Genomic DNA, 25,076 nt, shown 5'->3' with positions numbered 1-25,076 from the left:
GGCGGCATAGACCCCTCGCGCGCCTGTCGCAAGAACCTCGCTTTACGGCCTTGGTCAGGCTTGCGAAGGTCGGGCGACAACCGGAGGATTTCGATGCGCCGTTCATTCGCTTTCGCCCTGCTGCTGGCCTCGGTCGCCGCGCCTGCGCTGGCCCAGACGCCGCCCGCGACCGTCGGCGACCGCTATATCCCCGCGCCCTGGTGGATGCGCGATCCGGTCATCGCCTCGGTCGGCCAGGTGCGGGTCGAAATCCAGGCCAACCGCGCCTTCGTCTCGGCCAGCTTCCAGTCGGTGGATCGCAGCGTGACGGAGGCCTCGCGCGCCGCCGCCGACCAGGTGCGGGCGCTGAGCCAGGCGCTGTCGGCCTATGGCGCGGACAAGGTGCGGGTCGAGACCAGCGTCACCACCCAGCCCATCTATGACCAGTATCGCGATGGCGACGGGGTGATGCGCGACAACACCCGCGCCGACCGGATCGCCCGCTATCAGGCCGATGCGTCCGTGCGTGTCACCGTGCGCGACGTGACGCTGATCGAGCGGGTTTACGCCACCATCGTCGCCTCGCGTCCGACCTCCATCAGCCAGGTGAACTTCAACCTGGAGCCGGAAAACGGCTGGAAGGCCAATCTTCAGGCCGAGGCGATGAAGGATGCGCGGCGCCGGGCCGAAGCGGCGGCGACGAATGCGGGCGCCACCCTGGGCCGGGTCAAGATCATCGATCCGTCAGGTCGCGTCTGTCAGACAGACGTGTTGGCGGGTTGGCCCTCCTACGCTGCCGGGAGCGGTCAGGAGACGACGGTGGACGAGGTGGTGGTGACGGGATCGAGGGTGCAGAGGCGCATGGAATATGCAGCGCCGCCGCCGCCGCCCGCCCCGGCGGCAGGCGGACCTGGCCCCAGCGAAACGGACATCGCGGCGGCGCGACTGGCGTTGCAGCCCCCGTTGCAGACCCTGACCGACAGCGCCTGCGTCATCTACGGGCTGAACTGATGGGGTTTTCCGTCGCGCCGGCCTTCGAGGCCGGATCGGTCGCGGCCGCCGACTGGCCGCTGTGCCATGTGCGGCTGCAGGACGATGCGCGGTTTCCCTGGCTGATCCTGATCCCGCACGTCGAAGGGGCGGTGGAGCTGGAGGATTTGAGCGCGGATCAGCGGGTGATGCTGATGGAGGAGACGGTGCGCGCCGGAGCGCTGTTGCGGCGGTTGAGGCCGGTCGACAAACTTAACGTCGGCGTCATCGGCAACATCACCGCTCAGTTGCACGTTCATGTCGTGGGCCGCCGCCGCGACGACGACCTGTGGCCCGATCCCGTCTGGGGGCGAGGGCCGGCTGTTCCGTATACGGAGGATGACCGGGCGCGGCTGTTGTCCATCCTCCGTTCGTCATCCTAGCCACAAGGTCTAGGATGATGGCGGATAGTCTCAGATGATATCCAGCGGCACAGCCTGGGTCGGTGGGGGGAAGGCCTGGTCCAGCCGTTCCAGGTCCTCCGGGTCGAACTGGATGTCCAGGGCGTCCGCGTTGGCCTCGACGTGTTCGACGCTGCCCGCCTTGGGGATGGCGATGACGCCGTCGTGGCGCAGGACGGCGGCCAGGGCCACCTGGGCCGGCTCGGCCGAATGCCGGTTGGCGATGTCCAGGATGAGGGGATGCTCCAACAGGCCGCCGCGTCCCAGGGGCGAATAGGCCATCATCGGCATGTCGCGCGCCTGCATCCACGGCAGCAGATCGTATTCCACCCCGCGCGAACCCAGGTTGTAGAGCAGTTGGTTGACGGCGCAGTCCTCGGCCCCTTCGATCTGCATCAGCCGCTCCATCGCATCCAGGTCCAGGTTGGACACGCCCCAGCGGGCGATCATCCCCTCATCCACCAGCTCGCGAAACGCCTCCACCGTCTCCTCCAGCGGAATGTGGCCTTCCCAGTGCAGCAGATAGAGGTCCAGCCGGTCGACCTTGAGCCGCTCCAGCGAGCGTTCGCAGGCCAGCATCATCTTCATCTCCGAGGCGTTCTCGGGCCGCACCTTGGAGACTATGAAAACCTCGTCGCGGCGACCGGCGATGACCTCGCCCACCAGCCGTTCCGAGCGGCCGTCGCCATAAAGTTCGGCCGTGTCGATCAGGCTCATGCCGAGGTCGATCCCGCGCGACAGGGCCTGCTGATCCTGGTCGCGCCGGGCGGGGTCGTCGCCGATCTCCCAGGCGCCTTGGCCGAGGGCGGGAACGGTCGTACCGTCGGCGAATGTGACGAGGCGGGTCATGTCCGTCCTGAGCGAAGCGTGGTGCGAACACCACCGGGAGGGTTGGAATGCGAACGCGGCTTATCAAGACCGACGGGCTTGTCCAACAGGTGCTGGAGGCCGGGTTCGACGACGACAACGCGCCGCTGGTCCTGCTGATCCACGGTTTTCCCGAACTGGGCGTCAGCTGGCGCGCCCAGGTCCAGGCGCTGAGCCAAGCGGGCTATCACGTCGCAGCCCCCGACATGCGGGGCTACGGCGGGACCGAAAAGCCCGAAGGCGCGGCGGCCTATTCAATCCTGAACCTGGTCGGCGACATGGTCGATCTGGTCCGGGCGCTGGGCAAGACGTCCTGCGCCGTCGTGGGCCACGACTGGGGCGCGCCGGTGGCCTGGCATTGCGCCCTGCTGCGGCCGGACGTGTTTCGCGCTGTCGCGGGCCTGTCGGTGCCGTTCCAGCCCCGCCGGACCAAAGGACCGCCGACGGCGGCCATGGCGGCGATCGCGAAGCGGGCGGGGCTGGGCGACCTCTATATCGTGCGCTTCCAGGCGGCGGACGCGCATCGGGCGCTGGAAGCCGATCCGGCGACGACGCTGAGAAAGCTGTTCTACGCCTATGACGGGGCGACGCCGGCGGGGCTGAAATCGACCGGCTTCATGCCTGAGGGCGTGGCCTTGCTCGACACCATCGCCGACGATGCGACCCTGCCGCCTTGGATGGGCGCGGATCATTTCGCGGAATATGTGCAGGCCTTTTCGGACAGCGGGTTCGCTGGGCCGTTGAACTGGTATCGGGCGCTGGACCTGAACTGGTCGCAGACGGCCTTTGTGCAGGATCAGAGGATCACGCCGCCCGCCCTGTTCGTGGTCGGGGAAGACGATCCGGTGCGCCACTATGCCGGAAGCGCGGAGGCGGGGCTGAAGGACTGGGCTCCGGGGTTGACGCGCTCGGTGGTGGTGCCGGGAGCGGGCCACTGGATCCAGCAGGAGCGCGCGGACGAAGTGAACGCTCTGCTGCTGGAGTTTCTGGCCGGTTTGGACCGCTAGACGGCCTGTCCCCGCGTCATCTGCTCGCGCACCTCGGCGACGATCTCCAGGCTGCGGATGCGGGCGGCGTTGTCGAAGGCCATGCCGGTGACCATCAGTTCGTCCACCCCGGTCAGGGCGATGAAGTCGGCCAACGTCTTCCTGACCGTCTCCGGCCCCCCGATGGCGGAATAGAGAAGGCGGCCTCTGGCGGCCTCGATCTGTTGCGGGGTCAGGACCGTGGCGATGTCGTCCACCGGAGGGGGCAGTTTGCCGGGCTTGCCGGTCGAGAGGCGGGCAAAGCTCTGCTGCATGGACGTGGACAGGCGCACCCCTTCGGCGTCCGTATCGGCGGCGAAGACGTTGATGGCGGCCATGGCGTGGGGCTGGGCCAGGCGGTCGGAGGGGGTGAAATTGCGGCGATACAGCGCCAGGGCCTCCAGCAACAGTTCCGGGGCGAAATGGCTGGCGAAGGCGTAAGGAAGCCCCAGTTGTCCCGCCAGCTGGGCGCTGAAAAGGCTGGAGCCCAGAAGCCAGATCGGCACGCGCAGGCCGGCGCCGGGCACGGCGCGGACGGGCTGGTTCTCGGCCGCCGGCTCGAACCATTGAATCAGTTCGACCACGTCGCGCGGAAACTGGTCGGCGCCTTCGAAATAGCGACGCAGAGCACGGGCGGTGGCGCCGTCCGTGCCGGGCGCGCGGCCCAGGCCCAGGTCGATCCGGTCGGGGAACAGGGTCTCCAGCGTGCCGAACTGTTCGGCGACGACCAGAGGCGCATGGTTGGGCAGCATGACGCCGCCCGAGCCGACGCGGATGCGCTGCGTTCCGGCCGCCACATGGCCGATGACGATGGCGGTCGCCGCGCTGGCGATGCCGGGCATATTGTGGTGTTCGGCCAGCCAGAACCGCCGGAAGCCCAGGCGGTCAGCGGCCTTGGCGAAGGCTAGGGTCTCGTCGAGGGCGCGGCGGGCGTCGCCGCCTTCGACGATAGGCGACAGGTCGAGGACTGAGAACGGGATCATGACGCCTAGATCGGGGCTGGCGCGCGGCGTTCAAGAGCGAGCGCGCGGGAACCGCAACGGCGTCGGGCGCTTTAAATCGTCTCCACCATGAAAGAGCTGCGCCATGACGGACGCCGACCCCACCCCGCCCGAAAACGCGAAATCCGAAGCCGAGTGCGACGACGCGCGCGAAGCCGCCGACATGGGCGAGCGCCCGGACCTGGGCCATAAGGCCGACACCCTGATCGACGCCCTGGACGGCAGCGATTCGGGCTCCGACACCCGCGCGGGCTCGTTGCGCGGCGGATCGGCCGGCGGTTCGGACGACGACCCGGATTCGCGCAAGATCAACGAGACCCTGGCCGAGGAAGGCCGGTCCGAGGCCGATCCCGATTCGCCATCGGACGCCGGACCGGACGCAATCGCGGGTTCGGGACGGGATTTCGAAGGCGCTGGCGGCGATCCGGCCGAGGGCGGTCGCAAGGAATAGGCGCGCCACGCCTTGCCGCCGCCGCAAGCCTGCGCCACGGTGGCGCTTAGACCCTTTGGTCCAGGGACGCTTCTTCGATGATGCTTCGTTTGGCGGCGGTTTCCGCCGTTGTTCTGTTCGGCCTCGCTGGCTGCGACCGGGCGAACGCCCCGGCTAAACCTTCCGCCACGGCGGAAACGGCCGCGCCGGCGGTCCCGCCCAAGACGGCGGAGGCAGGATCCGCCGCAGCCGTGGGGGCGCGTGCGCCAGCCGCAGAGCCCGCGCCTGCCGCTCCGGCGTTCGCCCCCCTGTATCCCGGCGCCCGGATCGACGGCGCGCCCCTGGCGGCTGACGGCGCGGCCGGGCCGGGCGGCCTGGTCACCTTCACCACCGACGCCTCGCCGGACGAGGTTGTGGCCTTCTACCGCCAGCGAGCCGAGGCCGCCGGGCTGAAGTCGGTGACGGGCATGAATCAGGGCGAGGCGCGGGCCTATGGCGCGGCCGGCGACGCCGCCGACGGCCCCTCGCTACAGGTCGTCGCGGCCCCCAGCCCCGACGGCGCAACCTCGGTGCATATGAACTGGAGCGCCGGGTCGTGATCGGACGCGCGGCGCGGCTGGCGGCAGGGGCGGGCGCCGTCCTTGTCCTGGCCGCCTGCGCCGGATCGCCGAAGTCGGTCGTGACGATGCCGAAGGACGGCTATCTGTCGGCCGCCGTGCTGTCGGACATGGCCGCCGCCGTCCCCGCTCCTCCGACGCCGGGTTCGACCCAGGATGTGGCGGACAAGACGGCTTCGGCCCGCTACGCGGCGTTGGAGGACGGCGACCGCTGGCTGCTGGCCACCTCCCACGCCGAGGTGCGGCCGCCGCTGGCGCTGCAGCATTTCGACTGCGCTCTGGGGGTCCGGCTGGGCTCGGCCGAGACGCCGGCGCTGGACCGGATGATGAGCCGCGTCTTCCATGACGCCGCCAGCGTGGCCGAACAGGTCAAGGCGCGTCAGATGCGCCCCCGTCCGATCGCGGACGATCCCCAGCGCCGCGCCTGCCAGACCCTGGACGCGGCCGCGCGCCGCAGCGGCTCCTATCCGTCGGGCGGCGCGGCGGTCGGCGTGGCCTATGGCGAGGCGTTCGCGGCGCTGGAGCCGGATCGCGCCGAGGCCGTGCGCCGGATCGGACATGAAATCGGGATCAGCCGCCTGGTCTGCGCCATGCACTATCCCAGCGACGTGGCGGCGGGCGAGACGATCGGCCGTCAGGTCGCCGCCCAGGCCATAGCCGACCCTGCCTTCCAGGCGGATATGGCGGCGGCGCGCGCCGAACTGGCGGCCGCCCGCCGCACGGGCCTGACCAATCCCGGATGCGCGGCCGAGCGGGCGGCCCTGGCGACCGTCCTGCCCTGAGATGGCGGGCTGGTTCGCCCTGGCGGTCGCGCTCCAGTCCGCCTCGGACTTGCCCGCCGCCCGACCCTGCACGGCGCAGGAGTTGGCGGACCTGATCACGCCCTCGGGCCAGCCCTATCGCCTGGCCTGCCAGGCCGACACAGGCGGGCGCGACATTCGCCGTCGGGTGTTGATCGAGGGCCAGGCTGCGTCCGGCGCCGCGCTGGATTGCGGCGGGGGCGAGATCCGCGCGCCGGGCCAGGCGACCACCGGCGCCCCGACCGTGGCCGTCTGGTCGCACCGCCAGGGCGACGGCTGGTCCAGGCCCAGCGATGTGGCCATCCGCAACTGCGGCGTCGCGGGCAATGTCCGCATCTGGGGCATGGGGGCGGGCGGGTCGATGCGGGACCTGCTGGCCTCGTCGCGCACGGCCGGGCATACACTGGCGGCCCAGTCGGCCGCGCCGATCAGGGTGGTGCTGGACCGGGTGCGGTTTCAGGGCGTGGGAACCATTCCCCTCTATGTCGGGCCGGGGGTCACGCAGACCACGGTGACGCGGTCGCGCTTTTCCGGCCGATCAACGTCGGTGGCCATCTATCTGGACGCAGAGAGCGCCGGCGCCCTGATCCAGGACAACGATTTCGACATTCGCACCGGGCGCGAGCAGATCGCCGTGGACGGATCGGGCGCCAACCGCATCGTCGGCAACCGGCTGGCGCTGGACGGGCGCGGCGGGGTCTTTCTGTACCGCAACTGCGGCGAGGATGGGGTGATCCGCCACCAGACGCCCTCCTATAATCGGATCACGGACAATGTCTTCACCGGCGCCGGCTGGTTCAGGCCCCGCGCGGTGGTGATCGGGTCGCGCGAGGGGCGCAGGTCCTATTGCGGTGACGACCGGGGCTGGCCCTTCGGGTCCAGCATCGACGACGGGGACGGCGCCACGGGCAATCTGACGGCGCGCAACAGCGTGCGTCGCTGATCGGCTCGCCCCTTGCGCCGGTCGTCCGCGCAGGGCTGACTGGACCGATCGCGATCAGGGGGACAAGACGATGCGGCTGATCCTGTTGTTCACGGCGCTGGCTGTCGCCCTGGGTCTGGCCGTGATCGCCAGTCAGACGCCCGCGCCGCGGCCGGTCTCGACCCCGGTCGAAGCCTTTTCCGCCGCGCGGGCGATGGCCGATGTGCGCGAGATCGCCCGCGCGCCACATCCAGTCGGGTCCGACGACCACGCGCGGGTCCAGGCCTATCTGATGCAACGGATGACAGCCCTGGGCCTGGCGCCCAGGATACAGACCGGCCCCCTGTCGCCAGGGGCTGTGCAACGGCTGGAGCGCGAGGGGCGAAGCCCTCACGGGTTGGCGGCGGCCAACATCGTCGGCGTCCTGCCCGGCCGCGACCCCGACCGGCCCGCCGTCCTTATGATGGCCCATTACGACAGCGTGCCCGGTTCGCCCGGTGCGGCCGACGATGCGACGGGCGTGGCGGCCATTCTGGAGGCGGTGCGGGCGATCAAGGCGCGCGGCGGGGCGGACCGCGATCTGATCGTCCTGCTGACCGACGCCGAGGAACTCAATCTGGACGGTGCGCGGACGTTCTTCGCCGCCCATCCGTGGCGCGACCGGATCGGGGCCGTCGTCAATCTGGAGGCGCGGGGCGGCGGCGGTCGGGCCATGATGTTCGAGACAGGGCCGGGCAACGCCGGCGTCATCGCTGACTATGCGCGGGCCGCCGGCGCCGTGACGGGCGGCCCGTCCAGCAACGCCTTGGCGATCTTCGTCTATCGACTGATGCCGAACGGCACCGACTTCACCGTGACGGCGGCCAAGGGGCTGGCGGGGATCAATCTGGCCTTCATCGGGCGGCCGGATCAGTATCATTCGCCCGCCGCCACGCCGGACGCCCTGGATCAGGGCAGTCTGCAGCATATCGGATCGCAGGCGCTGGAGGTGGCTGACGCCTGGCTGCGCGCCCCGACGCTGCCCCAGGCGACACAGAACGCCGTCTATGCCGACCTGTTCGGCCTGGCGGTCGTGCGGCATCCGCCGGTCGTGGGGTGGGTCCTGCTGGCCATCGCCGCCCTGGCGACCGGCTTGGCGGTCTGGCGGGTGCGTCGCGTTCAGGGCTTGAAGGTGGGCGCGGTCTTGGGCGGCGCGGCGGACGGCCTGTGGCTGCTGGCCGCCGCCGTGGTCGCGGGCCAGGCGGTGCGGGTGCTGGCCGGACCGTTGGGCGGACGGGTTCAGTCGCCCGAGACCTATTACACCCTGCTGCGGCGTCTGCCGGCGCTGGAGATCGGCGTGGCGCTTGCCTTGTCGGGCCTGGCGCTGCTGCTGATTGCGGGGCGCGCCGGCGGGCGGACGGTCGCGTTTGGCCTGGTCGCGGCGGCGGCGTTGACGACCGTCCTCGCGGGTGTCGATCCGGTCGTCCTGGGCGCGGCGGCCGTCGCGATCGGTCTCAGCCTGTGGCCGCGCGCGGCGGAGGAAACGCCCTGGGGCGGGTGGCTGGGCTTGATCGGCCTAGTGCTGGTTCTGGGCGTCGCCGTCCAGGCCGTGGCGCCCGAGGCCGCCTTCCTGCTGATCTGGCCCGCCCTGATCGCCGCCGTGACGGCCGCGACCGCGGCCCTGATCTCCGCGCGTCTGACCACCTGGACCGTCCTGATCCCGGCGGCGCTGGCGACGGCCGTCGTCGGCGGGTGGCTGCTGGTGCAGGGACATGGCGTGTTTATGGGCGTCGGCATGGACCTGCCGGGTGTTCTGGGCGTGATCGCTTTGCTGATCGTGCCCCTCTGCCGACCACTGTCGCCTGGCGCCGCTGGCGGCATCCGGGCGTTGAGCCGGATTGCGGGAGGGTTGGTCGTGGCGGCGATGGTCGCCGGGCTGGGCGCGCGACTGATCGCCTGACTTGGATGCGTCAGAAACGGTCGTGTTCGATTTTATGTTCTCGTTTTGATCGAGAGAACATCTTGTGAACTAGAACAAACCGTGCCCATAGTCGGCCTCACGAAACGGGGGCGGGTCCAGGCGGGTCTCTCCCAAGCTTAATGACGGGAATCATGGCAAGGGAGACGAAGGCAATGGCTTCGCAGGCGGCATTGAAATTGGTGGGCAAGGACGACGGCGACAAGCAGCGCGCCCTGGAGGCGGCGATCGCGCAGATCGACCGCGCCTTCGGCAAGGGCTCGGTGATGAAGCTCGGCAAGGCCGGGCAGGTGAACGAGATCGAGAGCGTCTCGACCGGCTCGCTGGGTCTGGACATGGCCCTGGGCATCGGCGGCCTGCCGGTCGGGCGGGTGATCGAGGTGTTCGGCCCTGAGTCGTCCGGCAAGACGACCCTGGCCCTGCACACGGTCGCCGAGGTGCAGAAGAAGGGCGGGGTCGCCGCCTTCGTCGACGCCGAACATGCGCTGGACCCGGTCTATGCCCAGAAGCTGGGCGTCAATCTGGACGATCTTCTGGTGTCGCAGCCGGACGCCGGCGAACAGGCGCTGGAGATCGTGGACACCCTGGTCCGTTCGGGGGCTGTGGACATCGTGGTCGTGGACTCCGTCGCCGCCCTGACCCCGCGCGCCGAAATCGAGGGCGAGATGGGCGACAGCCTGCCGGGCCTGCAGGCGCGCCTGATGAGCCAGGCGCTTCGCAAGCTGACGGCCTCCATCTCCAAGTCTAAGTGCATCGTCCTGTTCATCAACCAGATCCGTCACAAGATCGGCGTCATGTACGGCAGCCCCGAGACGACGACGGGCGGCAATGCGCTGAAGTTCTACGCCTCGGTGCGTCTGGACATCCGCCGCACCGGTGCGATCAAGAACCGCGACGAGGTGGTCGGCAACACCACCCGGGTCAAGGTGGTCAAGAACAAGGTCGCCCCGCCGTTCCGCGAGGTCATCTTCGACATCATGTACGGCGAGGGCATCTCCAAACTGGGCGAGGTCATCGACCTGGGCGTCAAGGCCGGAGTGATCGAAAAGGCCGGCAGCTGGTTCAGCTATGACTCCACCCGGATCGGCCAGGGCCGCGAGAATGTGCGCGAGTTCCTGAAACAGAACCCCGACATCGCCGCCTCCATCGAAAAGGCCGTGCGCCAGTCCACCAACAAGATCGCCGACGACATGCTGGGCGCGCCCGAGCCGGACGAAGGCCAGGATCTGGAAGGCTGACGCCAGAACGAGGGGCTGGGCGCGGTCGGGCGGGCTTTGAGCGTTCGCTTCGGCTGCGGCCCGGTCTTTTCACCGCTACTCCGTCGCCCCTAGCGACCCGCCACCGACCCCGCGAAGGGCGGCGGAGCGACCCGCTCGACCTCGTGTCGGGCGGGTCTTTTTCTTTTTTGGATTAGCAGGGTTCGCGGGACTTGAGTTCGATTGTTCAACCTATCCGCTCATCTCAGCGAAAGCCGGGACCCAGTGCTTTGGCAGATACGGCTTGTGCATTGGCCGGGGCAATCGATCCAACGCACTGCTGAGCGACAGAACTGGGTCCCGGCTTTCGCCGGGATGAGCGGGAGAGAGGTAGCGCTCAAACCAAAACGGGCGGCCCGAAGGCCGCCCGTTCCGTAGACCAGCGATGTCCGAGACCGATCAGGCGGCGGCCTTCTCCGGGGCGAACTTGCCGTAGAAGGTCTCGTTCTTGGCGGCCATGTCGCGCAGCAGCTGCGGGACCTTGAAGCGGTCGCCGTACGACGCCGCCAGACGGTCCGCCGTCTCGACGAACTTGGCCAGGCCGATGCCGTCGATGAAGCTGATCGGGCCGCCGGTCCAGGGCGCGAAGCCCCAGCCCAGGATGGCGCCCAGGTCCGCCTCACGCGGGTCGTCGATGACGCCCTCTTCCCAGCAACGCGCCACTTCGACGGCTTGGCGATACAGCAGGCGCGTTTTCAGCTCGTCGATCTGGGCGAATGCGGTCGGCTCTTCCGGCTGGTCGATGCCCTTGGTGACGGGCGCCAGGTCGGACAGACCCTTCCAGAGCGTCTTGGGCTTGGTGTCGTAGTCGTAGAAGCCCTTGCCGTTCTTGCGGCCGAAACGTCCCCCCTCGACCATCTTGGCGACGATGTCGGCGCCTTCCGACGGGACGTATTTGTCACCCAGGTCCAAAGCCGTCTGTTTGGCGATCTTGTAGGACAGGTCCAGGGCGACGTCGTCGTGCATCTCCAGCGGGCCGCGCGGCATGCCGGTCATCCGGCCGACATTGTCGATCAGGGCCGGGCCGTAACCCTCCTCCAGCATCGCCATGCCCTCCATCAGGAAGGTGGAGAAGCAGCGCGAGGTGTAGAAGCCGCGGCTGTCGTTGACGACGATCGGCGTCTTCTTGATCTTCAGCACATAGTCCAGCGCCTTGGCGATGGCGGCTTGACCCGTCTTTTCGCCCAGGATGATCTCGACCAGCATCATCTTGTCGACCGGCGAGAAGAAGTGGATGCCGATGAAGTCTTCAGGGCGGACCGAGGCCTCGGCCAGACCGGTGATCGGCAAGGTCGAGGTGTTGGAGCCGAACACGGCCCCCTCGGCCAGTTGCGCCTCGGCGCGCTTGGTCACATCGGCCTTGATCTCGCGGTTCTCGAACACGGCCTCGACGACCAGGTCCGAACCCTTGATCAGATCATAGTCGGTGGTCGCCGTGACGGAGCCGAGCAGGGCGTCGTACTTCTCCTGCGTCAGCTGACCGCGCGACAGACGCTTCTTCAGCAACTCCTCGACATGGGCCTTGCCCTTGTCGGCGGCTTCCTGGGTCTGGTCGATCAGGATGGTCTCGATGCCGGCCAGCGCCTGCACATAGGCGATGCCGGCGCCCATCATGCCGGCGCCGATGACCGTGACCTTCTTGGGATCGGACTTGGGCACGCCAGCAGGCCGCACGGCGCCCTTGTCCAGTTCCTGCTTGGACAGGAACAGCGAACGGATCATGGCCTGGGCCTGGGGCGTCATCAGGGTCTTGATGAAATAGCGCGTCTCGATGCGAAGCGCGGCGTCCATCGGAACCTGCGTGCCTTCGAACACGGCCTTCATCAGGTTCACCACGGCCGGATAGTTGCCGTAGGACTGTTTGCGCAGCATGGCGTTGCCGACCATGAAGTTCTGGATGCCCGCCGGATGGAAGGGACCGCCGCCGGGCAGTTTGAAGGACTTTTCGTCCCACGGCTGCATCGCCTTGCCGCCATTCTTGATCCAGGCCTTGGCCGCCTCGACCGACTGGCCCTTCTCGACCACTTCGTGGACGATGCCGGCGCCCTTGGCGTCGTTGGGACGGAAGGACTTGCCCTCGCTCATGGCCATCATGGCGTTCTGGACGCCGACCAGGCGCGTCAGGCGCTGGGTGCCGCCGCCGCCGGGGAACAGGCCGACCTTGATCTCGGGCAGGCCCAGCTGAATCTTGTTGTCGTTTTCCACCACGCGATAGTGGCAGGCCAGGGTGAACTCCAGCCCGCCGCCAAGGGCCAGGCCGTTGATGGCCGCCGCAATCGGCTTGCCCGAGGTTTCCAGCGCTCGGAAGGCGCCGTTCAGCGTCCAGCCGGCGTCGAACGCCTTTTGCAGGTCGCCCCCGCCCGCCAGCATGCCGCCCGCCATGTCGCCCAGGTCCGCGCCGGCGCAGAAGCCCGACGCCTTGCCCGAGGTGATGACCGCGCCCTTGATGGCGTCGTCGGTCTTGATGCGTTCGACCAGTTGCGGGACCTCTGCGATCACCTTGCCGGTCAGGGTGTTCATCGAACGGCCTGGCACGTCGAAGGTGACCAGGGCGATGCCGTCGGCGTCGACGTCGATCTTGAAGTTTTCCATAGTCTTTCGCTCCCGGATCAGACGCGTTCGATGACGGTGGCGGTGCCCATGCCGCCGCCGATGCAGAGAGTGATCAGGGCTGTCGACTTGTTCGAGCGTTCCAGCTCGTCCAGGGCGATGCCGGTGATCATGGCGCCGGTGGCGCCCAGGGGGTGGCCCATCGAAATGCCGCCGCCGTTCACGTTCATCTTGGCGTGATCGATGTCCAGGGCCTGCATGTAGCGCAGGACGACGGCGGCGAAGGCCTCGTTCAGCTCCCACAGGTCGATGTCGTCGGGCGTCATGCCCAGCTTGCCCAGCAATTTGCGAGTCACATACTCAGGGCCGGTCAGCATGATCGAAGGCTCCGAGCCGATCGAGGCGCCGCCCAGGATCTTGGCGCGTGGCTTCAGGCCCAGGGCCTGGCCGGCTTCCAGCGAACCGATCAGCACGCCGGCCGAACCATCGACGATGCCGGACGAGTTGCCCGGCGTGTGGACGTGATTGACGCGCTCAACCTCGGGGTAGCGTTGATTGATCACGGCGTCGAAGGCCATTTCGCCCATCATGGCGAAGGAGGGGTTCAGTCCGCCCAGCGTCTGCATGTCCGTGTTCGGACGAATGGTCTCGTCGTGGTCCAGGATGGTCAGGCCCAGCTGGTCCTTGACCGCCAGAACCGAATTCTTGAACCGGCCCTCGGCCCAGGCCTTGGCGGCCCGCTTGTGGCTCTCGACCGAATAGGCGTCCACGTCGTCGCGGCTGAAGCCGTATTTGGTGGCGATCATATCCGCCGACACGCCCTGGGGCACGAAATAGCTGGGGAAGGCCGAAGACGGGTCGGTCGGCCAGGCGCCCATGTCCGAACCCATCGGCACGCGGCTCATGACCTCGACCCCGCCGCCGACGGCGAAGTCGGCCTCGCCGGACTTCACCTTGGCGGTGGCCATGTTCACGGCTTCCAGGCCCGACGCGCAGAAGCGGTTGATCTGGACGCCGGCGGTGGTCTGGGCCCAGCCCGCGGTCAGGACGGCGGTGCGGGCGACATCGGCGCCCAGTTCGCCCACCGGGGTCACGCAGCCCAGGATCACGTCGTCCACCTTGGAGGTGTCCAGATCGTTGCGGTCGCGCAGCGCTTCCAGAACCTGGGAGGCCAGCGACAGGCCGGTGATCTCGTGCAGCGAGCCGTCCTTCTTGCCCTTGCCGCGCGGGGTGCGGACGGCGTCATAGATATAGGCGTCAGCCATGAGAATACGTCTCCGATAAAGGACGGGTCTAAGCTCGGACGCCAAGAACCCTACGTTTACGTCAACGTCAAGTAATAAGCCGCGTGATGCGGCGCCAGGGCGGTGCCGCACAACGTCGTCGTCTTGACAGGATGTCGGGCCAAAGACATCGCTTCGGCCCCCGAGGGTCAGTTGGCGCGGTGGATCCGGGTGGCGCCGCCGGTGATCTTGCAGGCGTACTCGGTTTGCGGTCGACCCGTCTGAAGGCCGGTGGGCGTCAGGATGCCCTGGTCGCGGGTGCAGGCCGCCTCCAGCACGTCCAACTCCTGCTGATAGGTGTTGGTCGCGCCGGTCGTGCCACAGGCCGCCAGCAATGGCAGGGCGAGGGCGGTGGAGAGGATCAGGATACGCATGGCTCGGTTGCTCCCTTTTGGACGCGCACGCCCCGACTTCGCCCCCTGGCGATGAAAACCCTACTGCGCCGCCGCCAGCCTGACCAGCTTGCCGTTCTGCTCGTCGGTGATGGCCCAGACGGATCCGTCGGCGGCGACCGCCACATCGCGGATACGCTCGCCCAGATCGGTCAGCAGGCGCTCCTCGCCGACCACGCGGTCGTTCCGGATCACCAGACGGGCGATGTGCTTTTCCTTCAGCCCCGCGACCAGCAGGTTCCCGTCCCACCCCGGGAACATGGCCCCCTGATAGAAGGTCGCCCCGCCGGGCGCGATGACCGGATCCCAATAATAGACGGGCTGCTCCGTGCCCGGCGCCTGGGTCGCCCCGGTGTTGATCCGGCCGCCCGCATATTCGACGCCGTAAGCCGCATCGGGCCAGCCGTAGTTCAGTCCGGCCTTGTCGATATTGACCTCGTCCCCGCCGCGCGTGCCGTGTTCGATGGTCCAGACGGCGCCGGTTCCCGGTTGGATGGCTATGCCCTGGACATTACGGTGCCCCAGGCTCCAGATCTCCGGCAGGGCCCCCGCGCGGCCGACGAAGGGATTGTCCCGGGGCGCCGAGCCGTCGGCGTTGATGCGGATGGTCTTGCCCATGTGCGAGCCCAGATCCTGGGCCTGGGGCCGCATGGGCTTGTCGGATCGCTCGCCCAGGGTGACGAACAGATGCCCGGCGGGATCGAAGGCCAGGGAGGAGCCGAAATGTTTGTCGCCGTCATAGATCGGCAGCGCGCGGAAGATGACCTGGACGTTCTCCACCCTCGATCCGTCATCCGACAACCGCCCACGCGCGACAGAGGTGGCGTTTCCACCCTGGCGGGGCTCGGCGTAGCTCCAGTAAATCATGCGGTCCTGGGCGAAGCGGGGGCCGACAATCACGTCCAGCAGGCCGCCCTGGCCGCGCGCATCGACGGCGGGCAGGCCCGCGATCGGCTCGCTCACCTGGCCCTGGGCGGTGACGACGCGCAGGCGGCCGGGCTTTTCCGTCACCAGCCAGTGACCGTCCGGCAGGGCGGCGAGCCCCCAGGGATGCACCAGGCCCGAGGCGACGACGGTGTGGCTCATGGCCTGTTCGCTCTTTACGCCCGGCGCTCGGGTTTGCCCATCGAAGGCCGGTCGCTGGTCGGGATTGTTGGCCGGACGGGTCTCCAGCGGGGCGCCAGGGTGGGACTGAGGCGCCGAGGACGCGCTTTCGCCGCTGGCCCCGCAGGCGGCGGCGAGGACGAGCAGCGAGGTGGACGCGGCCGCGACGATCAGGCGCATGGCGCAGGCTCCGAAAAGACAGGGGGCGGTATCGGCCGAAAACGACGGTCCCATCGTCACCGTTCCGGCCGGCGGCTATCCTGCGCTCTATCGCCGCACGATCTCGCCCAAGACGACTTGAACACGACGCCCGACGGCGATATAGGCACGCCTCCTTCGCGGCCGGCCCCGGCCCCGCGACGCCCGGGACTGGGTAGCTCAGATGGTTAGAGCGGTGGATTCATAACCCACAGGTCGGCGGTTCGATCCCGCCTCCAGTCACCACCTTTTTTGCTGCAACCCGCATCCCCATCCTGCGTTTACGGTCGAGCTTTCAACCTTGACTGGAGAGACGCCGTGACGATCCGCACCACAGCCCTGATGGCCGCCGCCGTTCTGACGTTGGGCGCCGCCGCCTGCACCCAGGCCGAGCAGGACAAGGCCGAGGTCCATGCCGAGGCCGCCGCCGACAAGACCGCCAGCGCCGCCTCTCAGGCCGGCGAGGTTATCGAGGGCGGGGCGATGAAGGCCGCTCAGGCCGTGGAGACGGGCGCGGGCAAGGTCGCCGACAAGCTGGAGAACGAACAAGCCCAGGCCGCCGCCGAGGGCAAGCCCGGCGCCATTGACCCAGCGACCGATACGCGGGTTCCGGCCAAGAACTGATCCAGCCCGGCCAGGCGGGCGCGGCCGTCACCGGGGCTTGGGGCCTTCCGCCAGCAGGGCGTCGATCAGGGCGCGGGCCTCTGGGCCGGACCAGTCGGCCTCGCCCGTTTTGACGGCGCGGATGCGGCCTTCGCGATCCAGCAGGATGGTCTGGGGCATGGCGCCCTTGCCCGGAAACTCGAACGGCAGCTGGAACTTGGCGTCGCTGTAGAAGGGCAGGGGCGCGTGGTCGTCGAGGAAGCGCCTGGCCTCAGCCGCCGCGTCCGGGGTGGCGTCGACGTTGATGGGCAGGACCACCAGATCCTCGTTGGCCGCATAGGCTTTAGCCAGCGCCTGGAGCGTCGGCATCTCGGCCTTGCACGGCGCGCACCACATGGCCCACAGGTTCACCAGCACCACCTTGCCGTGAAAGGCCGAGAAGCGGGCGGCCGTGCCGGTGCGGTCGCGAAATGCGTATTCGGGCGCCAGGGCGTGGTCGGCCGGGGTCGATAGGGTGGAAAGCGACCCGACAGCGAAGCGCGCCAGATCGCTTTTCGACGCCGCATTGGCGTTTGCGGCCTCTTGCACTTGCGCGTCCTGGCGGTGATTGGCGTATAGCGACATCGCCATGCCGCCGACGCCGGCGATGGTGCTGACCACCACGACCGCGCCGATTATCGCCCAGATCGCCTTTCTAGAGCCGCTCATGACCCAATCCACTCCTGCCGACGCCACGTCATCCGCCGGTTCGACTGCGCCGGTGAAGCCGGCGGGTCAAGACATGTGGGGCGGACGCTTTTCGTCGCGCCCGGCCGAGATCATGCAGGCGATCAACGTCTCCATCGGCGTGGATCAACGTTTGTGGCGTCAGGATCTGGCCGGATCGCGCGCCCATTGCCGGATGCTGGCCAAGCAGGGGATCATTCAACAGGCTGACGCTGACTCCATCCTGGGCGGCTTGGACGCCATCGAATCCGAGATCGTGGACGGGACATTCCCCTTCCGCGACCAGTTCGAGGACATCCACATGAATGTGGAGGCTCGACTGAATGAACTGATCGGCGAACCCTCGGGCCGTCTGCACACGGCGCGCAGCCGCAACGATCAGGTGGCGCTGGATTTCCGCCTCTGGGTGCGCGACGCCTGCGATCGCTCCGTCGCCCAACTGAAGGCCTTGCAGGCCGCCCTGTTGAACCGGGCTGAACAGCACGCGGGCGACCTGATGCCGGGCTTCACCCATCTGCAGACCGCCCAGCCGGTGACGCTGGGTCACCATCTGATGGCCTATGTCGAGATGTTCGGCCGTGACGCAGGCCGCTTCGCCGACGCCCGCGCCCGCATGAACGAAAGCCCGCTGGGCGCCGCCGCGCTCGCCGGTTCACCCTTCCCCATCGACCGCCATATGACGGCGCAGGACCTGGGCTTCGAGCGCCCGATGGCCAACAGTCTGGACGCCGTGTCCGACCGCGACTTCGCGCTGGAAAGCCTGGCCGCAGCCTCGATCACCGCGGGCCACCTGTCGCGCCTGGCCGAGGAGATCGTGGTCTGGATGACGCCGATGTTCGGTTTCGCCTCCCTGCCTGACGACCTGACCACCGGCTCGTCCATCATGCCGCAGAAGCGCAACCCCGACGCCGCCGAACTGGTGCGGGCCAAGACGGGCCGGATCATGGGCTCTCTGGTCGCCCTGTCCACGGTGATGAAGGGTCTTCCGCTGGCCTATTCCAAGGACATGCAGGAGGACAAGCCGCCGGTGTTCGAGGCCTTCGACGCCCTGGACCTGGCCCTGAACGCCATGACCGCCATGGTCGCGGCGTTGCGTCCCAACACCGAACGGATGGCCGCCGCCGCCGGCGCGGGCTTCTCGACCGCGACCGATCTGGCCGACTGGCTGGTGCGCGAACTGAACCTGCCGTTCCGCAAGGCGCACCATGTCACGGGGGCGGCCGTCAAACAGGCCGAGGCGCTGGGCGTGGACCTGTCGCAACTGCCGCTGGCCGAACTGCAGAAACTGGAGCCGGGCGTCACCGAAACAGTCTACAAGGTGCTGACCGCCGAGGCTTCGTGCCAGAGCCGCCAAAGCTATGGGGGAACCGCGCCGGAACAGGTCCGCGCGCGCATCGCCGACTGGAGAGATCGCCTGTGAAAAAGACCCTGATCCTCATGGGCGCGCTCGCCCTCCTGACCGCCGCCTGCGGCCGCATGGCCGATCTGGAATCGCCGGTGCGCCAGACAGAACGGGCGCCGCGCGACAGCCGCGCGCCGCATCTGCCCGAGCCGGCGACGATAAACCGTCCGTCCAGCAGCCTGCCGATCGACGGCGGCCCCTCCAACCCCATCGGCGCCGGCGCCGCCCAGAACGATCCGCGATAGACCTTGCACCATTTCGACCTGAAGGACGGCGCCCTGCATGCCGAGGGCGTGCCGCTGGAGCTGATCGCCGACGAGGTGGGCACGCCCGCCTATGTCTATTCGACCGCGACGCTGAAGCGGCATTACGGCCTGCTGCGCGCCGCCGCCGACGCGCATCGCGATGCGTTGGGCGAGGCCCTGATCGCCTTTGCGGTCAAGGCCAACTCCAACCTTTCTGTCCTGGCGACCCTGGCGAGGCTGGGGTCTGGCGCCGACACCGTGTCCGAGGGCGAAATCCGGCGCGCGCTGGCGGCGGGCGTGCCGGCCGACCGGATCATCTTTTCCGGCGTGGGCAAGACCGACGTCGAGATGGCCTTCGCCATCAGCGTCGGGGTGCGCCAGATCAACATCGAATCCGGGGCCGAGCTGGACCGGCTGATCGCTGTCGCGGCGATGATGGATGCGGCGCCGGCCATCGCCATCCGGGTCAATCCGAATGTGGGGGCGGGCGGTCACGCCAAGATCACGACCGGCGGCAAGGGCGACAAGTTCGGGGTGCCGGTCGAGGAGGCGATGGACCTCTACGCCCAGGCCTCGGCCTCGCCGCATGTCACGCCGGTCGGTCTGGCCTGCCACATCGGCAGCCAGATCACCGACCTGGCCCCGCTGGAGGCCGCCTTCACCGTTCTGGCGGAGATGACCCGCGCCCTGCGCGGCCAGGGCCACGCCGTGACCCGGCTGGACCTGGGCGGCGGCCTGGGCGTGCCCTATTCGGGCGGCGTCGAGCCGCCGTCGCCGGCCCATTATGTCGCCATGGCCGCGCGGGTGCTGAACGGGCTGGACGTCGAGGCGGCGTTCGAGCCGGGCCGGCTGCTGGCCGCCAACGCCGGGGTGCTGTTGAGCCAGGTGATCCAAGTCAACGAAAGATCGGACGGGCGCCGGTTCCTGGTGCTGGACGCGGCGATGAACGACCTGATGCGGCCGGCGCTGTATGACGCCTTCCACGACATCCGACCGGTGGCGCCGCGCGGCGGCGCGGCCCTGGCCTACGATGTGGTCGGGCCGGTGTGCGAGACGGGCGACACCTTCGCGCGCGATCGCGACCTGGCGCCGCTCGAGGCCGAGGATCTGGTTGTCTTCACCGGGGCGGGCGCCTATGGCGCGGTCATGGCCAGCGAATATAACAGCCGGCCGCTGATCCCCGAGGTGCTGGTGGACGGGGATCAGTGGGCCGTGATCCGTCCGCGTCCGACCTATGAAGAAATGCTGGACCGGGAGCCGTTCGCCGACTGGCTGTAAAGAGTCGAATTCCGCTCGACTGTTATAAAGTAACACGCTATAGGCCGGCTCATGTCCCCCGGCGCCGAACAGTCCGTGCTCTTGTCCCTGCTGGGGGGCGGCTTCGTCGCGGCTTTTCTGCACGCCGCCCTGCCGACCCACTGGCTGCCCTTCACTTTGGTCGGACGGGCGCAAGGCTGGCGGCCGCATCGCATCCTGCTGGTCGTGACGGCGGCGGGCCTGGCCCATATCGCCACGACGGCGGTGGTCGGCGGGCTGATCGTGGCGGCGGGCCTGGCGCTGGACCAATGGATAGAGGGGGTTTTGCCGCATCTGGCGGCGGTGCTGCTGTTCCTGTTCGGCGCCTTCTACCTGGCGCGCTCGGCCCTGCGGCGGCCGGCCCTGGCCGGCGGCCCGGCGCTGGCGACGCCTGAGCCGGCCGTGTCGGACAAGGCGGCCTTCCTGGGCCTGGTCGCCATGATGGCGCTGTCGCCGGGCGAAGTTCTGCTGCCCATCTATCTGTCCTCGGCCTCTGCGGGGATCGGCGCCCTGGCTATGCTGACGGTGATGTTCGCGGTCGGCACGGTCGCCGGCATGGCGGTGTTCACGGCCTTGGCTAGCGCCGGCGCCTCCATCCTGCGGCTGGAGCGTTGGGCGCGTTACGAAGGGGCGGTCCTGGGTCTGGCCCTGATCGCGCTGGGTCTGGTCGTGGCCATGCATCAGCACTGACATTATGTGATAACATTCAATCTGTTATCAAGTAGCAGCTTGGCTGTTCCGATAAAGGGCGTATAGGCGAAACCATGAACGCCGCGCACGATCACAGCTCCGACCCTGATCACGGCCCAGATCACGACCACGGTCATGCCGATCACGGCCACGGCCATTCGCACGCGCACGGTCACAGCCATGGTCATGGCGGCCACAGCCACGGGCCAGTCGATACGGGCGACTGGCGTTATGCGGTCGGGCTGGTGGTCAATCTGATCTTCGTAGCGTGCGAGTTCGGGGCCGGGCTGATGGCGGATTCCACCGCCCTGCTGGCCGATGCGGGGCACAATCTGTCCGACGTCCTGGGTCTGGCCATGGCGGGCGGGGCGGCCTGGCTGGCGCGGCGTGGGGCGCACGGGGCGGCAGGCGGTCGGCGGACCTATGGGTTCGGCAAGGCGACGGTGCTGGCCGCGCTGGGCAATGCGCTTCTGCTTATCTTCGCCTGCGGGGCCATCGCGTTCGAGGCCGTGCGGCGTTTCAACGAACCGGCGCCGGTAGGGTCGGCGACCATCATGCTGGTGGCCGGGATCGGCTTCGTCATCAACCTGGGCACGGCGCTGCTGTTCATGAAGTCCCAGCACGACCTGAACGCCAAGGGGGCCTATCTGCACATGATGGCCGACGCCGGCGTGTCGCTGGGCGTCGTGATCGCGGGCGCGGTCATCCTGGCCACGGGCTGGTCGGTGGTGGATCCGCTGGTCAGCCTGGTGATTGTGGCGGCGATCCTGTGGTCCACCTGGGGTCTGCTGAAGGATTCGGTCAATCTGGCCTTGGACGGGGCGCCCAGCGGGGTGGACGTGCCGGCGCTGGAGAAGGCATTGGTGGGTTTGCCGGGCGTGCGGGCGGTGCACGACCTGCACGTCTGGGCCCTGTCGACCACGGACACCGCCCTGACCGCGCATCTGGTTCACGACCGTACGGATTCAGGCGTGCTGATCGCCGAGGCCCAGGCGGTGGCGCGGCGCTACGCCATCAACCATACGACCCTGCAGCTGGAGAACGAACCGCTGCCGGATTGTCCGGGGTGTTGATGCTCGACGGGATGAAGGGGCGCGAACGCCGCCTTACGCCTGCTCGAAGGTCACCGGCGCACCCCAGAACTGGGCGACCAGTTCGGATTGCGGGCCGGCCTGGCCGGTGGTCAGGAAGTCGCGGCGGCCGCTGTCGCCCAGGTCGTACTCGGGGTGCGCCTTGAAATAGCGTTCCAGGGCGTCGGCCACGGCCGTAGGCTGTTCGATCAGCACGGTCCCCGCCGGCAGGGCCTGAGCGAACAGTTCGGCGACGATCTCATAGTGGGTGCAGCCCAGGATGGCCTTGTCCGGGTGGCGGCCGATGCGGCGACGCAGCGCATCGACGTGGTCGTCGATCACCACCTTCAACTCCTCGGCCGGGGCGCCCAGTTCGATCAGGCCGGCCAGGCCGGGGCAGGGCTCGCAGAAGACGGCGATGTCCTCGCGTCGCTTGTCGATCTCGATCTCATAGACGCGGCTGATGGCGGTGGCGGCGGTGCAGAAGACGCCGGTGATGTCGATGGAGGCGACCTTTTCGCCCTCTTGCGGGCGCTCGGCCTCGAAGCTCCAGGGCTTGCCGGTCGCCGCCTCGATGGTCGGCACTATGATGCCCAGGATGTTGACGGGGCGGCCCAGCCGCTCGCGCAGACCCGGAAGCCAGGACTGTTGCAGGCGGCGCAGCGCAATGGCGCTGGCGGTGTTGCAGGCCAGAACGACGATGGAGGCCCCGGCCTCGAACAGACGCTCGCAGCCCGCCTTGGTCAGTTCGACGATGTCCTCGCCGCCGCGTCCGCCATAGGGGGCGTGGGCCTGGTCGGCCAGATAGACGAAGTCCCGCTGGGGGAAACGCCGCGTCAGTTCGCGGTGGACGGTCAGACCGCCCACGCCGGAGTCGAAAACACCAATGGCCATGGCCCGCCTTTAAAACAGTGCGACGACGTATCCAACCGGATTGGAGCGAAGATTACGTCTCCATCAGGTGACGGGGCCGTTTCGTGCGCCTAAGTGTGTGACCAACCATGATCATGTTTCGGAGCATTCCATGCATAGACGCCAGCTTCTCATCGCGGGCGGCAGCCTGATGGCCCTGTCGGCCTGCGCCTCGACGGGGGCCGCGACCGGCGCCGCCTCGGGCGGGTCCGCCGCCGCGCCGTCGGCCGCCAGCGTCGCCGAGGAAGCGCGCATCGCCCGCGCCGTCCTGCCCGCCCAGGCGCCGCGCGCCGAACTGCTTCAGGTCTGGACCGGCAAGTACGACGGCGTGCCGCCGTTCGACAAGGTGACGCCGGCCAAGCTGCGCGAAGCCATGCTGGAAGGCATCGAGCTGCAACGCGCCGACATCGCCGCCATTGCGAACAACCCCGAGGCCCCGACCTTCGCCAACACCATGGCGGCGCTGGAGCTGGCCGGCGAGCCGCTGGACCGGGCGTCCAATGTCTATGGCGTCATGACCTCCAACATCGGCGGCGAAGCCTATGATGCGGTTGACACCGAACTGTCGCCCCTGCTGTCGGCGGCTTCGGACGAGATCACCTTCAACGAAAAGCTGTTCCAGCGGGTCAAGACCGTCGCCGACACCGCCGACGCGGCGGGCCTGAGCGCCCAGCAGAAGCGTCTGGCCGAGCGCCGTCGCGACGCCTTCATCCGTTCGGGCGCCAATCTGGACGCGGCCGGCAAGGCCGAGCTGGGCCGGATCAACACCGCGCTGTCCAACGCCTTCACCCGCTTCGGTCAGAAGGTCGTCGCCGACGAGAACGCCTGGACGGTGATCCCGAACGAGGCGGGTCTGTCGGGCCTGCCCGAGTCCAACAAGGCCGCCGCCGCATCGGCCGCGCGCAGCCGCAACATCCAGGGCTGGGCCATCCTGAACACCCGTTCGGCGGTCGATCCCTTCCTGACCTTCGCCGACGACCGGGCCCTGCGCGAGCAGGTCTGGAAGAAGTTCGTCAATCGCGGCGACAACGGCGACGCCAACGACACCAACTCGACCATCGCCGAGATCGTGAAGCTGCGCGATCAGCGCGCCAAGCTCCTGGGCTATCGCAACCACGCCGAACTGCGCATGCAGGACACCATGGCCAAGACCCCGGCTGCCGCCGAGGCCCTGATGAACCGCGTCTGGGCGCCGGCCAAGGCCCGCGTCGCCGAGGAGGTCGCCGACATGAAGGCGATCGCCGGTTCCGACATCGAGCCGTGGGACTACCTCTACTTCGCCGAGAAGGTCCGCAAGGCCAAGTACGACCTGGATCAGAACCAGCTGAAGCCCTATTTCGAACTGAACGCGGTCCGCGCCGGCTCCTTCGCCATGGCCGAGCGTCTGTACGGCTTCAAATTCACCAAACTGCCCAAGGGTTCGGTCCCGACCTTCGAGCCGGACGTCGAGGTCTATGAGCTGCACGACAAGGCCACCGGCAAGCTGATCGGCCTTTACTACACGGACGACTACGCCCGTCCGGGCAAACGTTCGGGCGCCTGGATGACCACCTATCGGTCATTCTCCACGCTGGATGGATCGAAGGTGATCCTGGGGTCGAACAACAACAACTTCACCAAGCCCGAGCCGGGCCAGCCCGTCCTGATCTCGCTGGACGACGCCGAGACCCTGTTCCACGAGTTCGGCCACACCCTGCACTATTTCTCGTCGGTGGTGACCTATCCGTCGTTCGGCAATACGCCGCGCGACTTCGTGGAGTATCCGTCGCAGGTGCATGAGCACTGGGTGCTGAGCCGTCCGATCCTGGACGGCTATCTGAAACACTATCAGACCGGCGCGGCCATGCCGCAGGCGCTGGTGGACAAGATCGAGGCCGCCGCCACCTTCAACCAGGGCTATGCGACGGTCAGCTATCTGTCCTCGGCCATCGTGGACATGGACCTGCACACCCAGGCCGTGCCGCCGACCGATATCGACGCCTTCGAAAAGGCCAGTCTGGCCCGGATCGGCATGCCCAAGGAGATCGTGATGCGGCACCGCCTGCCGCAGTTCAATCACCTGTTCACGTCCGACGCCTATTCGGCGGGCTACTACAGCTATCTGTGGTCCGAGACGATGGACGCCGACACCTGGGCGTACTTCGAGGAGTCGGGCGACGTGTTCAATCCGGACATCGCGGGCCGCTTCAAGTCGATCATGCTGGCGCCGGGCAACACGACCGACCGCGCCGAGGCCTATCGCGCCTTCCGTGGTCGCGACCCGGACGTGGCGGCCTTGCTTAAGGTTCGCGGCTTCCCCGTTTCCTGATGGGGGCGCCGCC

The 25,076-nt window shown here is 68.3% G+C and carries 25 protein-coding genes and 1 tRNA gene; 18 read left to right on the top strand and 8 right to left on the bottom strand.

Annotated features, from left to right (window positions below; genetic code table 11):
* Positions 1-93 precede the first annotated feature (93 nt).
* On the top strand, positions 94-990 hold the full coding sequence (locus KZX42_RS15850; RefSeq protein WP_248120944.1) for an SIMPL domain-containing protein: 897 nt from the start codon (positions 94-96) through the stop codon (positions 988-990).
* Entirely contained in the window at positions 990-1,391 is a 402-nt protein-coding gene (locus KZX42_RS15845) for an HIT family protein (RefSeq protein ID WP_248120941.1), read from the top strand. Before KZX42_RS15850 ends, KZX42_RS15845 begins: the two co-directional genes overlap by 1 nt.
* Before the next feature lie 30 nt (positions 1,392-1,421).
* Here KZX42_RS15845 and KZX42_RS15840 read toward each other — a convergent pair whose 3' ends face one another.
* The gene (locus tag KZX42_RS15840; RefSeq protein ID WP_248120940.1) at positions 1,422-2,258 is read right to left on the bottom strand and encodes an aldo/keto reductase; all 837 of its coding nucleotides are present in this window, start codon (positions 2,256-2,258) and stop codon (positions 1,422-1,424) included.
* A gap of 47 nt (positions 2,259-2,305) precedes the next feature.
* Between KZX42_RS15840 and KZX42_RS15835 the strand changes: the two genes are divergently transcribed.
* Positions 2,306-3,283 (top strand): alpha/beta hydrolase, encoded by a 978-nt coding sequence (locus KZX42_RS15835; RefSeq protein WP_248120938.1) that lies wholly within the window; start codon positions 2,306-2,308, stop codon positions 3,281-3,283.
* Here the strand turns inward: KZX42_RS15835 and KZX42_RS15830 are convergent.
* Positions 3,280-4,284: an LLM class flavin-dependent oxidoreductase gene (locus KZX42_RS15830; protein WP_248120935.1), complete on the bottom strand. Its 1,005-nt coding sequence runs from the start codon at positions 4,282-4,284 to the stop codon at positions 3,280-3,282. The genes KZX42_RS15835 and KZX42_RS15830 overlap by 4 nt on opposite strands.
* 103 nt (positions 4,285-4,387) lie before the next feature.
* Here KZX42_RS15830 and KZX42_RS15825 point away from each other — a divergent pair, with 103 nt between their 5' ends.
* The 6 genes from KZX42_RS15825 to recA all read left to right on the top strand — a co-directional run bounded on the left by KZX42_RS15825 (position 4,388) and on the right by recA (position 10,266).
* On the top strand, positions 4,388-4,753 hold the full coding sequence (locus tag KZX42_RS15825) for a ribonuclease (RefSeq protein ID WP_248120932.1): 366 nt from the start codon (positions 4,388-4,390) through the stop codon (positions 4,751-4,753).
* Positions 4,754-4,830: 77 nt separating this feature from the next.
* Positions 4,831-5,331 (top strand): hypothetical protein, encoded by a 501-nt coding sequence (locus KZX42_RS15820; RefSeq protein ID WP_248120930.1) that lies wholly within the window; start codon positions 4,831-4,833, stop codon positions 5,329-5,331.
* The gene (locus KZX42_RS15815) at positions 5,328-6,131 is read left to right on the top strand and encodes a phosphatase PAP2 family protein (RefSeq protein WP_248120928.1); all 804 of its coding nucleotides are present in this window, start codon (positions 5,328-5,330) and stop codon (positions 6,129-6,131) included. Before KZX42_RS15820 ends, KZX42_RS15815 begins: the two co-directional genes overlap by 4 nt.
* Position 6,132: 1 nt before the next feature.
* Positions 6,133-7,092, top strand: a complete 960-nt coding sequence (locus tag KZX42_RS15810; protein WP_248120925.1) for a right-handed parallel beta-helix repeat-containing protein — start codon at positions 6,133-6,135, stop codon at positions 7,090-7,092.
* 70 nt (positions 7,093-7,162) lie between these two features.
* Positions 7,163-9,010: a M20/M25/M40 family metallo-hydrolase gene (locus KZX42_RS15805; protein WP_248120923.1), complete on the top strand. Its 1,848-nt coding sequence runs from the start codon at positions 7,163-7,165 to the stop codon at positions 9,008-9,010.
* A gap of 173 nt (positions 9,011-9,183) precedes the next feature.
* The gene (recA, locus tag KZX42_RS15800; protein WP_248120921.1) at positions 9,184-10,266 is read left to right on the top strand and encodes a recombinase RecA; all 1,083 of its coding nucleotides are present in this window, start codon (positions 9,184-9,186) and stop codon (positions 10,264-10,266) included.
* A 417-nt stretch (positions 10,267-10,683) separates the two neighbouring features.
* On the opposite strand, the gene KZX42_RS15795 is transcribed toward recA, so the two are convergent.
* The 4 genes from KZX42_RS15795 to KZX42_RS15780 all read right to left on the bottom strand — a co-directional run bounded on the left by KZX42_RS15795 (position 10,684) and on the right by KZX42_RS15780 (position 15,793).
* The gene (locus KZX42_RS15795) at positions 10,684-12,876 is read right to left on the bottom strand and encodes a 3-hydroxyacyl-CoA dehydrogenase NAD-binding domain-containing protein (protein WP_248120919.1); all 2,193 of its coding nucleotides are present in this window, start codon (positions 12,874-12,876) and stop codon (positions 10,684-10,686) included.
* 17 nt (positions 12,877-12,893) lie between these two features.
* On the bottom strand, positions 12,894-14,099 hold the full coding sequence (locus KZX42_RS15790; protein WP_248120917.1) for an acetyl-CoA C-acetyltransferase: 1,206 nt from the start codon (positions 14,097-14,099) through the stop codon (positions 12,894-12,896).
* A gap of 167 nt (positions 14,100-14,266) precedes the next feature.
* Positions 14,267-14,491, bottom strand: a complete 225-nt coding sequence (locus tag KZX42_RS15785; RefSeq protein WP_248120916.1) for a hypothetical protein — start codon at positions 14,489-14,491, stop codon at positions 14,267-14,269.
* Positions 14,492-14,551: 60 nt separating this feature from the next.
* Positions 14,552-15,793 (bottom strand): PQQ-dependent sugar dehydrogenase, encoded by a 1,242-nt coding sequence (locus tag KZX42_RS15780; RefSeq protein ID WP_248120914.1) that lies wholly within the window; start codon positions 15,791-15,793, stop codon positions 14,552-14,554.
* Between KZX42_RS15780 and KZX42_RS17270 the strand changes: the two genes are divergently transcribed.
* The 3 genes from KZX42_RS17270 (at position 15,792) to KZX42_RS15770 (ending at position 16,435) form a co-directional block, all read left to right on the top strand.
* The gene (locus KZX42_RS17270; RefSeq protein ID WP_282438975.1) at positions 15,792-15,914 is read left to right on the top strand and encodes a hypothetical protein; all 123 of its coding nucleotides are present in this window, start codon (positions 15,792-15,794) and stop codon (positions 15,912-15,914) included. The two genes, KZX42_RS15780 and KZX42_RS17270, sit on opposite strands and share 2 nt — an antisense overlap.
* A 66-nt stretch (positions 15,915-15,980) precedes the next feature.
* A tRNA-Met gene (locus tag KZX42_RS15775) sits at positions 15,981-16,057 on the top strand.
* A 72-nt stretch (positions 16,058-16,129) separates the two neighbouring features.
* Positions 16,130-16,435, top strand: a complete 306-nt coding sequence (locus KZX42_RS15770) for a hypothetical protein (RefSeq protein ID WP_248120910.1) — start codon at positions 16,130-16,132, stop codon at positions 16,433-16,435.
* Between the two features lie 27 nt (positions 16,436-16,462).
* Here the strand turns inward: KZX42_RS15770 and KZX42_RS15765 are convergent, their stop codons facing one another.
* Complete coding sequence (locus KZX42_RS15765) at positions 16,463-17,122, bottom strand: TlpA disulfide reductase family protein (RefSeq protein ID WP_248120908.1); 660 nt, start codon at positions 17,120-17,122, stop codon at positions 16,463-16,465.
* Positions 17,123-17,195: 73 nt separating this feature from the next.
* On the opposite strand from KZX42_RS15765, the gene argH reads away from it, so the two are divergent.
* The 5 genes from argH to KZX42_RS15740 all read left to right on the top strand — a co-directional run bounded on the left by argH (position 17,196) and on the right by KZX42_RS15740 (position 21,846).
* Complete coding sequence (gene argH / locus KZX42_RS15760) at positions 17,196-18,560, top strand: argininosuccinate lyase (RefSeq protein ID WP_248120999.1); 1,365 nt, start codon at positions 17,196-17,198, stop codon at positions 18,558-18,560.
* Entirely contained in the window at positions 18,557-18,787 is a 231-nt protein-coding gene (locus KZX42_RS15755; RefSeq protein WP_248120906.1) for a hypothetical protein, read from the top strand. The genes argH and KZX42_RS15755 overlap by 4 nt, the downstream gene beginning before the upstream one ends.
* Before the next feature lie 3 nt (positions 18,788-18,790).
* Complete coding sequence (gene lysA, locus KZX42_RS15750; RefSeq protein ID WP_248120904.1) at positions 18,791-20,065, top strand: diaminopimelate decarboxylase; 1,275 nt, start codon at positions 18,791-18,793, stop codon at positions 20,063-20,065.
* Between the two features lie 51 nt (positions 20,066-20,116).
* On the top strand, positions 20,117-20,773 hold the full coding sequence (locus tag KZX42_RS15745) for a hypothetical protein (RefSeq protein ID WP_248120902.1): 657 nt from the start codon (positions 20,117-20,119) through the stop codon (positions 20,771-20,773).
* A 74-nt stretch (positions 20,774-20,847) separates the two neighbouring features.
* A complete protein-coding gene (locus KZX42_RS15740; protein ID WP_248120900.1) occupies positions 20,848-21,846 on the top strand; it encodes a cation diffusion facilitator family transporter in 999 nt (332 codons plus the stop codon).
* A 33-nt stretch (positions 21,847-21,879) separates the two neighbouring features.
* Here the strand turns inward: KZX42_RS15740 and KZX42_RS15735 are convergent, their stop codons facing one another.
* Entirely contained in the window at positions 21,880-22,737 is an 858-nt protein-coding gene (locus KZX42_RS15735; RefSeq protein WP_248120898.1) for an aspartate/glutamate racemase family protein, read from the bottom strand.
* A gap of 130 nt (positions 22,738-22,867) precedes the next feature.
* Between KZX42_RS15735 and KZX42_RS15730 the strand changes: the two genes are divergently transcribed.
* Positions 22,868-25,063, top strand: coding sequence for a M3 family metallopeptidase (locus KZX42_RS15730; RefSeq protein WP_248120896.1), 2,196 nt, complete (start codon positions 22,868-22,870; stop codon positions 25,061-25,063).
* Positions 25,064-25,076 lie beyond the last annotated feature (13 nt).

This window comes from Brevundimonas sp. EYE_349, assembly GCF_023147505.1.
Lineage (GTDB): Bacteria > Pseudomonadota > Alphaproteobacteria > Caulobacterales > Caulobacteraceae > Brevundimonas.
Note: the sequence above shows the minus strand (reverse complement) of the source record. Positions and strands in the feature narration are given on the sequence as shown.

Excerpts from the sequence above, each read along its gene's own strand:
- KZX42_RS15745 (WP_248120902.1), top strand. The coding sequence starts at position 20,117 with ATGTCCCCCGGCGCCGAACAGTCCGTGCTCTTGTCCCTGCTGGGGGGC.
- KZX42_RS15850 (WP_248120944.1), top strand. The coding sequence starts at position 94 with ATGCGCCGTTCATTCGCTTTCGCCCTGCTGCTGGCCTCGGTCGCCGCG.
- argH (WP_248120999.1), top strand. The coding sequence starts at position 17,196 with ATGTGGGGCGGACGCTTTTCGTCGCGCCCGGCCGAGATCATGCAGGCG.
- KZX42_RS15740 (WP_248120900.1), top strand. The coding sequence starts at position 20,848 with ATGAACGCCGCGCACGATCACAGCTCCGACCCTGATCACGGCCCAGAT.
- KZX42_RS15825 (WP_248120932.1), top strand. The coding sequence starts at position 4,388 with ATGACGGACGCCGACCCCACCCCGCCCGAAAACGCGAAATCCGAAGCC.
- KZX42_RS15810 (WP_248120925.1), top strand. The coding sequence starts at position 6,133 with ATGGCGGGCTGGTTCGCCCTGGCGGTCGCGCTCCAGTCCGCCTCGGAC.
- recA (WP_248120921.1), top strand. The coding sequence starts at position 9,184 with ATGGCTTCGCAGGCGGCATTGAAATTGGTGGGCAAGGACGACGGCGAC.
- KZX42_RS17270 (WP_282438975.1), top strand. The coding sequence starts at position 15,792 with ATGGCGCAGGCTCCGAAAAGACAGGGGGCGGTATCGGCCGAAAACGAC.
- KZX42_RS15840 (WP_248120940.1), bottom strand. The coding sequence starts at position 2,258 with ATGACCCGCCTCGTCACATTCGCCGACGGTACGACCGTTCCCGCCCTC.
- KZX42_RS15730 (WP_248120896.1), top strand. The coding sequence starts at position 22,868 with ATGCATAGACGCCAGCTTCTCATCGCGGGCGGCAGCCTGATGGCCCTG.
- KZX42_RS15820 (WP_248120930.1), top strand. The coding sequence starts at position 4,831 with ATGATGCTTCGTTTGGCGGCGGTTTCCGCCGTTGTTCTGTTCGGCCTC.
- KZX42_RS15805 (WP_248120923.1), top strand. The coding sequence starts at position 7,163 with ATGCGGCTGATCCTGTTGTTCACGGCGCTGGCTGTCGCCCTGGGTCTG.
- KZX42_RS15830 (WP_248120935.1), bottom strand. The coding sequence starts at position 4,284 with ATGATCCCGTTCTCAGTCCTCGACCTGTCGCCTATCGTCGAAGGCGGC.
- KZX42_RS15835 (WP_248120938.1), top strand. The coding sequence starts at position 2,306 with ATGCGAACGCGGCTTATCAAGACCGACGGGCTTGTCCAACAGGTGCTG.
- KZX42_RS15790 (WP_248120917.1), bottom strand. The coding sequence starts at position 14,099 with ATGGCTGACGCCTATATCTATGACGCCGTCCGCACCCCGCGCGGCAAG.
- KZX42_RS15735 (WP_248120898.1), bottom strand. The coding sequence starts at position 22,737 with ATGGCCATTGGTGTTTTCGACTCCGGCGTGGGCGGTCTGACCGTCCAC.
- KZX42_RS15785 (WP_248120916.1), bottom strand. The coding sequence starts at position 14,491 with ATGCGTATCCTGATCCTCTCCACCGCCCTCGCCCTGCCATTGCTGGCG.
- KZX42_RS15765 (WP_248120908.1), bottom strand. The coding sequence starts at position 17,122 with ATGAGCGGCTCTAGAAAGGCGATCTGGGCGATAATCGGCGCGGTCGTG.
- KZX42_RS15845 (WP_248120941.1), top strand. The coding sequence starts at position 990 with ATGGGGTTTTCCGTCGCGCCGGCCTTCGAGGCCGGATCGGTCGCGGCC.
- KZX42_RS15780 (WP_248120914.1), bottom strand. The coding sequence starts at position 15,793 with ATGCGCCTGATCGTCGCGGCCGCGTCCACCTCGCTGCTCGTCCTCGCC.
- KZX42_RS15795 (WP_248120919.1), bottom strand. The coding sequence starts at position 12,876 with ATGGAAAACTTCAAGATCGACGTCGACGCCGACGGCATCGCCCTGGTC.